The following is an 11737-nucleotide window of genomic DNA, read 5'->3' on the forward strand; positions in this document are numbered from 1 at the left end:
CACCTTCCCGACCTAACAAAGTCCTACTAGCCGCGGTGGTTCGGAATCGGACGCCCTGCACCGACCTGGGGGCCGTCCCGGTGGAGGGCGGCGGATCCGCCGCGGCCTTCTTCAATGAACCTTCATCAAAGACCTACCTCCACCATGGGGTTCGGCGACGAGGATCGGCATCGGGCTTCGAGGAAGGGGCGACCATGATGTGGCAATGGGGCGCGATGGGTTGGGTCGGTTGGCTGCTGATGGCGCTGGTCATGGTCGGTTTCTGGGCGCTGGTGGTGTTCGGCATCGCTGCGGTGTTCCGTCCCGAGCGCCGCATCGGCACCGGATCCGAGCCCCACGGCGACGATCCGGCGCGCCTGCTCGACGCCCGGTTCGTCCGCGGTGAGATCGATGTCGAGGAATACCGAGCGCGGCTGAAGGCGCTGCGCTCGACTCGCTGACCGGTCGCCCGAACCTGTCGCCGTCGACGTTTTGAGGAGTGATGTGTGGTGCAGATGTCCCGTCGCCGTTTCTTGATCGGCGCGTCCGCCGCCGGGGCGGTGGCCTTCGGTGGGCTGGCCGGATGCGGCCGAACCGGAACCTCCGGAGAGCCGGTGGCCCCGACCGCCGAGGTAGTGCGGCGGCTCGAAGCCCAGCGCCGGGTGGTGAATCAAACGATCGTCCCCGCGCATCTGACGGCGCGCCCGACTCAGATCGACCTCGGAGGTCGGATCGTGCAGACCTGGGGATACGGTGACACGCTGCCCGGTCCGCTGCTGCGAGCCCGGGCCGGGGACCTGCTGCAGGTGCGGGTGGACAATCAACTCCCTGCCGACACCAGCATCCATTTCCACGGCATCGCGCTGAGCAACGACATGGACGGAGTTCCGGGACTGACACAGGATCCCATCGCCCCCGGCGGTGGGTTCACCTACGAATTCACTGCCCCCCACCCCGGCACCTACTTCTACCACTCGCATTCGGGGGTCCAACTCGACCGCGGTCTGTACGGGGTGGTGGTGATCGACGACCCGGCCGAGCCCGGCGGTTATGACGACGAATGGGTCGTCGTGCTCGACGACTGGGTCGACGGCACCGGCCGCACCCCCGACGACGTCGCCCGTGAACTCGGTATGGCTGCCTCCGGGGAGGGGTCCGAACCCCCGGGGGGAATGGGCGGAATGGATCACGGCTCCATGGGAGACATGGAGGGTATGGGGGACATGGGCGCAGAGACGATGCGGTCGGATCTGCTCGGTGGTGCCGGCGATGTGAACTACCCGTACTACCTGGTCAACGGTCGGATCCCCACCGATCCGGTGAGCTTGACCTCGGCGCCGGGGCGGCGGGTGCGGCTGCGGATCGTCAACGCCGGTTCGGATACCGCGTTTCGCCTCGCCCTCGGGGGGCACCGAATGACGGTCACGCACAGCGACGGCTTCCCGGTCACTCCCCGCGAGACGGACGCCCTGCTGATCGGGATGGGTGAGCGGTTCGATGTCCTGCTCACCCTCGCCGACGGCGTGTTTCCCCTCTACGCCGCCGCCGAAGGCAAACCCGGATACGGTGTGGCGCTGGTGCGCACCGGGTCCGGCAGTGCCGGCCCCGCCGATACCCGGCCCCCGGAACTGGACCGGCAGGTTCTGCTCGGTACCGACCTGAGTCCCCACGAGCAGGTCCGTCTGGTGGACAAGTCGCACGACAACTATCTGAGCGTGGACATGGGCGGCACCATGTCGCCGTACCGGTGGACGCTCAACGGACGTGCCTTTCCTGACGTTGCACCCTTGACCGTCGCGCAGGGCCAACGCGTACGCATGCGTTTTCGCAACATGTCCATGATGTTCCATCCGATGCACGTGCACGGGCACACCTTCGCCCTGGTCTCCAGTGGCGCACGCAAGGACACCGTCACGGTGCGCCCCATGCAGACCGTGGAGATCGAGTTCGACGCCGACAATCCCGGGCAGTGGGCCCTGCACTGCCACAACGCCTACCACCAGGAGGCGGGAATGATGACGACCGTGTCCTACCGGGCCTAAGGAGGATCCCCATGTCGATGCATCCCGGCGAGCATCATCACTCTCACCCTCTCGCCCAGGACACCCCCACCGACGAGTCGACACCTGCGGTCGAGCCCACGAAGAAGGGTGCATTGGCGGCAGTGTGGAACGCCGTCTCCGGGGCAATCGGCGCGGTGATGGGTTTGGTGCCGCACGTGCTGCATCATGTCGGTTTGATCGCCGGAGCCGCCTTGGTCACCGGTGCCGGCGGCACTCTGCTCTTCTTCGTCCTCGGTGTGGTGTTCTCGATCCCGATGCTGCGCCGGTTGTATCGTCGTTTTCGCACCTGGAAGGCGCCGGCGATCGCCTTGGTGGTGTTCGCCGGGATGTTCGCGTTGTCCGCGTTCGTCATCGGTCCCGCTCTCACCGGGAACACCTCCGATGACCCGTCCGAATCGCCGGGACAGACCTCGGCGCCGGTGACCGGAACCCCGAGCGAACACGGTGACCACCACGGCGGATGAGACGGGCGGGCAGGCACGGCCACCTCATCGGCGATGCGGCTCGACTGGCCGCCGCGGAGGTCCGCATCGAGTACCGATTCGGCGTCGTGTGCGGCCCGTGGTGGTGCATTGCGTGCGCAGGCAATGACCGTCAGGCTTCGAGAAGCCTTTCGTATCGGTCTGTCCGGTGGTCGGATCGCGGCGAGAACGGCCGGAACTCGGAACGGAGCCAGCGTCGTTCAGGACACCGCGGGTGTCACCTGACCGGGGGAACCGTGGTTGGTCGGCTGCGAGCTCGATTTCACCGGTAGGTCCACATCACACTCGGTCTCGATCCAGCCGGCGGCGCCGTATCGGCGCCGCCGCTGTGCGCAAGGGTCAGCCGCAGCAGCATCCTCCGGACTTTCCCGTTCGCGGAAGTGTCTGCGTGGCCGGCGTCGACTGCTCGGCGGAGTCGACGTCGTATCCGGCCTGCGAAATGGCTCGGGCTACAGAATGAGGAGAGGCGGTACCGGTACTGGTGACAGTTCCGGATTGCAGGTCCACCTCCACGGCGGTCACTCCGGGGACGGATCCGACTGCGGCCTTCACCGTCGACACGCAGTGTCCGCATGTCATGCCTCGAACCTTGACTGTGGTGCCGTTCATTGCTCTACGCCCTCTCGTGTGCTCGGCCGGACGGAAGATCCGTCCATTCCTCGGTTATATACCCCTCGGGGGTATAAAGCACAGGGGGAGGGGGCCTGCGCGGAGGATTCTTCAACGAATCTTCATCGAATGACCGGTCAAGGCCGCATCCGTGTGAGAAGACTCGGATCTGTTCGGACAGACGGGCTGCGATGGCGGCTCCCAACGGACATAGAGGATCGGTGCTGATGCACCAGTGGAGTGTCGGTGTCACCCACCGAGCGGATTGCCCGAGTCATGATCGGCCTCGCCGGTGTGGTCGGCGGGGCATATGTGCTCATAGGCTGCGCCACGGCGATACGTCTCGGCTTCGTTGCAGGGTGGAACACCATGACGAACGAAGATCGGCGCGACCCGCGCCCGAGGTCCACGGCCGTCCCGGAGGTCATGGCGGACCTCAGAGCTGTGGTGGTCACGATCGTCACCGCCGGATGATGCTCGCGTGCTGTATCCCGGTGCTCGTCGTTGCCCTCGTGTTGGTGCTCACCGGCACCGTAGGAGCCGGAGCGGTGGTGTTCGCCCTGGCCTGCGTGGGATGATGGCGATGATGATGCTCCCCGGCGGCGGACACCGGCATTGACGTAGGTCGCCGGTCGACTGTCCTTGACGGCGTGCCCGACCGACTTCTCCAGATGTCATCACCCTGGGCCGTTTCCCGAGCGAGCACCTTCGCGCCGCAGTGTCAGGCGGCGGCGCTCCTCAGCCGCGATCTGCCGGTGCCGCGGGTACGCTCCGCGCGAGCTGCGGTCTGCAGCGGCGGTAGCTGTCCAGTGGCTGAAGGCGCAGTCCCCGACGGTAGGACCGTCCCCTGCCAGGCCGAGTCATTTCATCGAACCTCCATGTTCTCGGGGGTGGTCCACACCTCTGCTGCTCAGCCATCTACTGCCGGCGGCGTGCCTCACCGAATCCGCTTACCCGGTCAGGGGCGTGACTGGCCCCGAATCCGACTGGCGCATTCGACGGTGCCTTCGTCGACGACGCGAGCGGCGTAGTGGCAACGGTGGCATCTGCCGGCCGGGCGAGGCGGGTGTCGAGCAACAACCCGGCCACACCCACCAGTAGGCACACAGCAGTCACCGCGGTCAGGACCGGATTCGTTCGACCGGTAATTGCGTCACCGAGAAGCACCACTCCGATCGTGCCGGGCAGGATGCCGGCGACCGTGGCGACGGTGTAGGGCAGTAGGCGCACGGACGAGAGGGCGCAGCAGTAGTTCACTACCGCGAACGGCACCACTGCAATGAGTCGTAGTGATCCGACGGCCAGCCATCCGCGGTGAGCCAGCCGGGCATCGACGGCCCGTACCGCCGGATGCGAGAGTCTGGACTGGACCGCCTCTCTGCCGAGCGCTCGGATCGTCACGAACGCGACCACTGCGCTTACCGTCGTGGCGGCGATGGTGACGCCGATCCCGACCAGAGGATCGAACAGCACTCCTGCGCTGAGGGTGAACACGGTACGCGGGATCGGGGTGACGTTCAGCACGGTCTGGGCGAGGAAGAACGCCACCACGAACGTCGGTCCTGCCGCGGCTGCCCACTCGCGCATCTGAGAGATCGGCGGAGACGGAACAACAGCGGCGACAGCGACCACCGCCGCCACCAGTGCCACTGCCAGTGCGACGAGAAAGATACGGCCGAGCGGGATTCTCGCCACAGTGAGCCAGGATAGCAACGTCGATGCGTGTGATGTCTTCGCGCCGCACGCCGATGCCGATTCGTCCCCCGGTCCCAGCGGGCCACGTTGGGTGGGCCACGCAGGGGGACATCAGGGCCGTCGGCCACACCCAACTACTATTTGAAATAGTAATTGGGTGTGGATACGCCAAGGAGGGTCGCAATGTCCGTCAGAACCATGTCGACGATCGGGTTCCTTGCGGTGATCGCCCTGCTCATTGTGGGACTGTGGCCCCGCGGGGAGGAACGCACCACCGTGCCGCGTACCGACCACGCCACCTCAACCGCTCCTTCCCCCGTCGACACCTCCGAAGGGCTGGTCCGCGCCGACGGACCGACAGGACAAATCTGTCCGGCGCCGGTCGCCCCCGCCTCTGGACAGTTGAGTGGGGTCTCGGTGCGATGCCTAGGCTCCACCGAAACGGTTGATCTCGGAAGTGCACTGCAAGGCGAGCCCACGTTGGTCAATCTCTGGGCATCCTGGTGCGGGCCGTGCCGGGAGGAGATGCCGGTGCTCGACACCTATGCCGCCGAGCCGGGCGCGATCCGGGTGGTGGGGCTCAACGTGCAGGACACCGCAGCTTCCGCGCAAGCCTTGATGGCCGAACTCGAGTTGCGTTATCCCTCGTTCGTCGACGTCGACGCGGCCGCGCAGAAGGCCCTGCAAGTCCCACCGGTGCTGCCGTTGAGCTTTCTCGTACACCGGGACGGGTCCGTCGAGCGTGTGGTGAACCCCCCGGTGTTCACCGAGCCGGCCGAGGTTCGCTCCGCGGTGGAGGAGATGCTGCGATGACGGGGACGAGCCGGAGGAACCGTCGCCGGCCCTGGCCTGTGCTGACACTGATCCTGGTTGCGCTGCTGGGAGCCGGTGCCTGTGGCACCGGAACCGATGCCGTCGCCCAGGGCGGCACCTTCGATTTCGTCGCCCCCGGCGGCCAGACCGATATCTTCTACGACCCGCCGTCCGCCCGCGGCACCCTCGGGCCGCTCTCCGGCCCGGATCTGATGGCCGACGGTGTCACCGTGGATCTGGCCGACTATGCCGGCCAGGTGGTGGTGCTCAATCTGTGGGGCCAGTGGTGCGCCCCGTGCCGCAGCGAAGCCGACGACCTCGAACGCGCCTACGCCGCCACCCGCGCTCTGGGGGTGCAGTTTCTCGGCATCAACGTCCGCGATCCCCAACGTGACAAGGCACAGGACTTCGTGATCGACAACAACGTCTCCTACCCGTCCATCTACGATCCGCCGATGCGCACCCTGATCGCCCTGGGGGGGAACTTCCCCACGAGCGTCATCCCCTCCACCCTCGTTCTGGACCGGCAGCATCGGGTCGCCGCGGTGTTCCTGCGGGCGCTGCTGACCGAGGATCTGCAGCCGGTCATCGAGCGAGTGGCGGCGGAATCATGATCGTCCTGGCACAAGAACTGGGCACCAGCTTCCAGACGGTCGCCGCCACCGGGCCGCTCGTGTTCGCCCTGGCGGCGGCGGCGCTGGCCGGTCTGGTCTCCTTCGCTTCGCCGTGCTGTATTCCGCTCGTGCCCGGGTACTTGTCGTACCTGGCCGCGGTCTCGGGGGCGGAAGCACCGACGGTCACGGCGGGCGATACGCGTGTCCGCACCGCCGGACGGTGGCGGGTCACCGGTGCCGCGTTGTTGTTCGTCGCCGGGTTCACCGTGGTGTTCGTCCTGGCCACGGCGTCGGTCTTCGGGGTGATCGGGGCGCTGCGCGTCAACCAGGAACTGCTTCAACGCATCGGTGGCGCCGTCACCGTGGTCATGGGGTTGACCTTCCTCGGGTGGGTTCCCGCCTTGCAGAAGAATCTGCGTTTCGCCCCGCGGCAGATCTCCTCGTTGGCAGGAGCTCCCTTGCTGGGTGGAGTGTTCGCCCTCGGCTGGACACCGTGCCTGGGCCCGACGCTGGCCGGGGTGCTCTCGGTGGCCGCCGGCACCGAAGGCACCACCGCCGCCCGTGGCGTGGTGCTGATCATCGCCTACTGCCTGGGGTTGGGATTGCCGTTCGTCGCGCTGGCCTTCGGCTCCTCTACCGCCTTGCGTGGGGTGGGATGGCTGCGCCGCAACTCCCGCAATATCCAGATCGCCGGGGGCATGCTGCTCGTGGCGGTCGGACTCGCCTTGATGACCGGAGCCTGGGAGATGTTCATCGCCTGGATCCGCGACGAGTTCGTCACTGACGTGGTGCTGCCGATATGACCGTCACCGACCGTGCTCCGGCCTCGAAGCCGTCACCGCCGCCGGAACCCTCACCGCTGCGCCGAGCCGTCGCCACGGCACGCAACCTATGGCGTCAGCTCACCTCCATGCGCACCGCTTTGGTGTTGCTGTTCCTGCTCGCCCTCGCTGCCGTCCCCGGGGCGTTGCTGCCCCAGCGAAGCCTCAACGCCGGCAAGGTCGACGAGTACATCGCCGCGCGTCCGGTCCTCGGCCCCGTCCTGGACCGGCTCGAAGCGTTCGACGTGTTCGCCAGCTTCTGGTTCACCGCCGTCTATGCCCTGCTGATGGTTTCGCTCATCGGCTGCCTGATTCCCCGGCTGCGCGAGCATCTGCGCGCTGTGCGCAGCGCCCCGGTACCTGCACCGCGCAACCTGTCGCGATTGCCGCATCACCACCAGGGGCTGCTCGACGCGCCGGTCGAGGAGTCCCTCGACCGGGTCCACGACCTGCTGCGCGGCTGGCGTCGGACCACCCGCACCGAGCCCGGCGCGGTACAGGCGGTATCCGCGGAAAAAGGGTATCTGCGCGAAGCCGGCAACCTGGTCTTCCACTTCTCGCTGGTCGGGTTGCTGGTGGCGGTGGCCACCGGTCGGCTGTTCGGGTACGAGGGGTCGGTGATCGTCATCGCCGACGGCGGGCCGGGATTGTGCAACACCTCCCCGGCGGTGTACGACTCGTTCCGCGCCGGAGCCGCCACCGACGGCACCGGACTCGATCCGTTCTGCCTCAAGGTCGAGGATTTTTCCGCCGACTACCTCGACAACGGGCAAGCCGAAATGTTCACCTCCACGCTGTCCTACCAGACCGGCACGGACATCGGCACCGACCGCTGGCAGCGGTACCAAGTGCGGGTCAACGAGCCGCTGCGGCTGGGCGACGAACGGGTGTATCTCACCGGTCACGGTTACGCCCCCCGGTTCACCGTGACCTTCCCCGACGGGCAACAACGCACCGAGACACTGCAGTTCGCCCCCGAAGACGCCACCACGTTCCTCAGCAGCGGAGCGCTGCGCTTCGACCCGCCCGGCGGCACCTATCCGGATCCGGACGAGCGTCGCCGCAACCAGATCGCGATCGAAGGATTGTTCGCTCCCACCGCCGCGTTCAACGGCACCCTGCTCACCTCGGTGTTCCCCGACATGCGCGATCCCGCAGTGGCCGTCGACATCTACAAGGGCGACACCGGCCTCGACACCGGCATTCCCCAGTCGATCTTCTCGCTCAACGCCGAGATGATCAACCAAGGCCGACTGGTCAAACAGGCCCGGGTCAACCTGCGCCCCGGAGAACACACCACCCTCACCGACGGCACCACCGTCCGGTTCGACGGCGCCGAGGAATTCGCCTACCTGCAGGTCTCCCACGACCCTGCCCAGAACTGGGTGCTGGTCTTCGCGATCACCATGATGGGCGGGCTGGTGGCCTCACTGATGATCAAACGCCGCCGGATCTGGGTGCGGCTGCGCCCCGCCGGCCGCGGCACCGCCGTCGAACTCGGCGGGCTGGCCCGCACCGACCACGCCGGCTGGGGACCGGAATTCACCGATATCTGCCGACGCCTGGCCCCCGGGACCGGGGCATCACCTGCTGCGAAAAAGGACCGCTAGAGCCATGCCGATCGACGACACCCTCGCCCGTTACTCCGACCTGAGCTTCGAGGCCGCCTTCGCCGTCTACCTGCTGGCCCTGGTGCTGTTCGTCGCCGAATTCGCCGCGGTCCGCACCCGCCGCACCGACCCCACCCTCGTCCCCGCCGCAGCTGTCCCCCCGGCAGCCCCCGGGCCCGGCCGGGTGATCACGCCGACCGGGCGTGCGCTGTCGGACCGGCTCGGCCGGATGGGCATCAGCGTGCTCGTGGTCGCCTGGATCCTGCACGTGGGGTCGATGGTGCTGCGCGGGCTGGCCACCGCCCGTTTCCCCTGGGGCAACATGTACGAGTTCGTCACCGTCACCGCCGCGATCGGGGTGCTCGCCGGTCTGATCGTGCTGCGCCGCCCGGCGTTGCGGGTGGTGTGGATGTTCGCGTTGCTCCCGGTGCTGGTGCTGCTGTTCGTCGCCGGCACCGTGCTCTATGCCGACGCCGCCCCGGTGGTGCCGGCGTTGCAGTCGTTCTGGCTGCCGATCCATGTGTCGGTGGTCTCGGTCTCGAGCGGGGTGTTCCTTGTCTCGGGGGTGGCCAGCATGTTGTTTCTGCTGGCGCTGCGCGCCGAACACCGCCCCGGGAGCCGGCTGGTGACGATGACGGCGCGCCTGCCCGACGCCCGCGCCCTCGACCGCCTGGCCTACCGCACCACGATCTTCGCCTTCCCACTGTTCGGCGCCGGGGTCATCTTGGGGGCGATCTGGGCCGAGGCCGCCTGGGGCCGGTTCTGGGGCTGGGACCCGAAAGAAACCGTCTCGTTCATCGCCTGGGTGATCTACGCCGCATACCTGCACGCCCGCGCCACCGCCGGCTGGCGCGAAACCCGCGCCGCATGGATCAACATCGCCGGTTTCGTAGCGATGCTGTTCAACCTGTTCGTCATCAACATGGTCGTCTCCGGCCTGCACTCCTACGCCGGGCTGAACTGACCCTGCCCACCCCGACCCCGGCAGACGCATCGGCCTCTCGCCGCAAAGGACCATATGACCATCGCCGTGACCGACACCACTGCCGACACCGGACCGTGGCCGAGCCGGCGGGACGTGTGGTCACCCCGCCTGCTGCGCTGTGCTGCCGCGGCGCTTGCGGGGCTGCTGCTGTACGCCAGTTTCCCTCCCCGCGCCGGATGGTGGTGGCTGGCTCCGATAGGGATCGCCGTACTGACCGCCACGGTGACGCGCCGCAGCCTACGTGCCGGATTCGGCTACGGCTACCTTGCCGGACTCGGGTTCTTCCTGCCGCTGCTGCCGTGGGTGGGAGTCTACGTCGGAGCAGTGCCGTGGGTGGCGCTTGCCGCCGTCCAGGCGCTGGCCGTCGGCGGGTTCGGGGCACTCGCCGCGGCGCTCAGTTCTCGCCCAGGGGCGCCGCTGTCCGTCGCCGGAGCCTGGGTGGTCACCGAGGCGGTGCGCGCACGAGTGCCCTTCGGCGGATTTCCCTGGGGGCGGCTTGCTTTCGGTCAGGCCGAGGGCCCTTTCCTGTCCCTGGCATCGTTCGTGGGCGCGCCGGGCATGAGTTTCGCTGTGGCACTGACCGGTACTGCCGCCGCAGCTGCCGGGGTCTTCCTGCGAGTCCGGAAGCGCCGGGCAACGCTTTCCATGGCCGCGCTCGCCGGCATGCCACTGACGATTACGTCTCTGAGTGCGGTGATCGGCGCGGAAACCTCATCGAGTCCGATGGTCACCGTCGCCGCAGTGCAGGGCAATGTCCCACGGATGGGGCTGGACTTCAACGCCCAACGGCGCGCCGTGCTCGACAACCACCTTGCGGCCACCGAACGGCTCGCCGCCGAGGTGGCAGCAGGACGACTCCCGCGTCCCGATCTGGTGGTATGGCCGGAGAACTCCTCGGACATCGATCCCCTACGCAACCGTGATGCCCGCGCCGGGCTCGACCGGGCCACCGCGGCGCTTGGTGTGCCGGTCCTCGTCGGGACCGTCCTCGACAACGGTGATGGCACCAGCGGCAACAGCGCACTGGTGTGGGATCCGACCACCGGCCCCGGCCAGCAGCACCTCAAACGCCGCCTGGTGCCGTTCGGTGAGTATCTTCCGCTGCGCCCGGTAATCGAACGGTTGTGGCCGGCCTCGGCTCGAGCCGGCAACTTCGTTGCGGGAGACGGCACCGGCCGCATCGAACTCAACGGTGTGCCCGTCGCGGTGGCCACCTGTTACGAAGTCGCCTTCGACGATGCGGTCGCCGAGTCGGTGCGCGCCGGAGCTCAATTGATCACCGTCCCCACCAACAACGCCACATTCGGGCGCACCGAGATGACCTATCAGCAATTGGCCATGTCGCGGGTGCGCGCCGTCGAGCACGGCCGCTCCGTGATCGTCGCGGCCACCACCGGAGTCAGCGCCCTGATCACCCCCGACGGCGCTGTCGCCGAGCACAGCGCGATGTTCACCGCCGACACCCTCGTCGGAAAACTCCCGCTGAACACCGAACTGACTTGGGCCACCCGCCTGGGCGCTGGACCGGAAGCATTGTTCTCCCTCGCTGCTTTGCCCCCTCTACTGGTCCGCCGTCGGCCTCACACTCGATGAACTACTAAACGAGGTAGTTTTTTCCGCCCTCATCGTATATCGTTTCGTTATCTTCAGTTACCGGCTGCCTACGGGCGCCGGAGAGAAAACGCATGTCAGGAGCAGTTGAGTGGGGCGACACCATCTTTCCGCGCCGGACCGGGACCGACGCATCCGTGACGCGACTGTGATATTTCGGTCACAGTCACCTGGGCGGAGCGGTCGCCACCGGGTACAAGCAGCACGTGAGACGCACACGACCGTGTGGGCCTCGGCAATGGCCACCGGAGCGCTGCTGACGGTGGGTTCCCAGTTCGCTTCTCCCGCGGGGGCCGGCGCGCACCCCGCCCAGGTGAACAACGACGTCCACGCCGCCGGGCCCGCAGCCGCCCCACTCCCTGCAGACATGGCCGCGCTGACCGCACTGCCCGAAGTCGATGCGGCACTCGACCAACTCGCCGCCGCCCCACACCTCCTCCCCACACCCCCCCCCC

11 protein-coding genes and 1 pseudogene are annotated in these 11737 nt (G+C 67.6%); 10 read left to right on the plus strand and 2 right to left on the minus strand.

The genetic code is table 11. The features are described 5' to 3' along the window. The 3 genes from CQZ88_RS31610 to CQZ88_RS22815 form a co-directional block, all read left to right on the plus strand. Nucleotides 1–440: SHOCT domain-containing protein (locus tag CQZ88_RS31610; protein WP_258008725.1), on the plus strand; the 440-nt coding region annotated here is incomplete at its 5' end. Nucleotides 441–485: 45 nt separating this feature from the next. Then, nucleotides 486–2021: a multicopper oxidase family protein gene (locus CQZ88_RS22810; RefSeq protein ID WP_102800353.1), complete on the plus strand. Its 1536-nt coding sequence runs from the start codon at nt 486–488 to the stop codon at nt 2019–2021. Nucleotides 2022–2032: 11 nt separating this feature from the next. Next, a complete protein-coding gene (locus tag CQZ88_RS22815; protein WP_102800354.1) occupies nt 2033–2506 on the plus strand; it encodes a hypothetical protein in 474 nt (157 codons plus the stop codon). A 357-nt stretch (nt 2507–2863) separates the two neighbouring features. Here CQZ88_RS22815 and CQZ88_RS22820 read toward each other — a convergent pair whose 3' ends face one another. Beyond that, complete coding sequence (locus tag CQZ88_RS22820) at nt 2864–3133, minus strand: heavy-metal-associated domain-containing protein (RefSeq protein WP_102800355.1); 270 nt, start codon at nt 3131–3133, stop codon at nt 2864–2866. A 918-nt stretch (nt 3134–4051) separates the two neighbouring features. Then, on the minus strand, nt 4052–4828 hold the full coding sequence (locus tag CQZ88_RS22830; RefSeq protein ID WP_258008726.1) for a TVP38/TMEM64 family protein: 777 nt from the start codon (nt 4826–4828) through the stop codon (nt 4052–4054). A 222-nt stretch (nt 4829–5050) separates the two neighbouring features. On the opposite strand from CQZ88_RS22830, the gene CQZ88_RS22835 reads away from it, so the two are divergent. The 7 genes and pseudogenes from CQZ88_RS22835 to CQZ88_RS31615 all read left to right on the plus strand — a co-directional run. After that, nucleotides 5051–5641, plus strand: a complete 591-nt coding sequence (locus CQZ88_RS22835) for a TlpA disulfide reductase family protein (RefSeq protein WP_258008727.1) — start codon at nt 5051–5053, stop codon at nt 5639–5641. Next, the gene (locus CQZ88_RS22840) at nt 5638–6255 is read left to right on the plus strand and encodes a TlpA disulfide reductase family protein (protein WP_258008728.1); all 618 of its coding nucleotides are present in this window, start codon (nt 5638–5640) and stop codon (nt 6253–6255) included. Before CQZ88_RS22835 ends, CQZ88_RS22840 begins: the two co-directional genes overlap by 4 nt. Continuing rightward, on the plus strand, nt 6252–7058 hold the full coding sequence (locus CQZ88_RS22845) for a cytochrome c biogenesis CcdA family protein (RefSeq protein ID WP_102800358.1): 807 nt from the start codon (nt 6252–6254) through the stop codon (nt 7056–7058). The genes CQZ88_RS22840 and CQZ88_RS22845 overlap by 4 nt, the downstream gene beginning before the upstream one ends. Beyond that, on the plus strand, nt 7055–8686 hold the full coding sequence (locus tag CQZ88_RS22850; RefSeq protein WP_180987066.1) for a cytochrome c biogenesis protein ResB: 1632 nt from the start codon (nt 7055–7057) through the stop codon (nt 8684–8686). The genes CQZ88_RS22845 and CQZ88_RS22850 overlap by 4 nt, the downstream gene beginning before the upstream one ends. A gap of 4 nt (nt 8687–8690) precedes the next feature. Further along, nucleotides 8691–9650, plus strand: a complete 960-nt coding sequence (gene ccsB, locus CQZ88_RS22855) for a c-type cytochrome biogenesis protein CcsB (RefSeq protein WP_102800359.1) — start codon at nt 8691–8693, stop codon at nt 9648–9650. Nucleotides 9651–9704: 54 nt separating this feature from the next. Further along, nucleotides 9705–11264, plus strand: a complete 1560-nt coding sequence (gene lnt / locus CQZ88_RS22860) for an apolipoprotein N-acyltransferase (RefSeq protein ID WP_258008729.1) — start codon at nt 9705–9707, stop codon at nt 11262–11264. 256 nt (nt 11265–11520) lie between these two features. Further along, a pseudogene (locus tag CQZ88_RS31615) lies at nt 11521–11737 on the plus strand (hypothetical protein); the annotation flags it as partial.

This window comes from Rhodococcus sp. ENV425, assembly GCF_002887785.1.
GTDB classification, from domain to species: Bacteria; Actinomycetota; Actinomycetes; order Mycobacteriales; family Mycobacteriaceae; genus Rhodococcus; species Rhodococcus aetherivorans.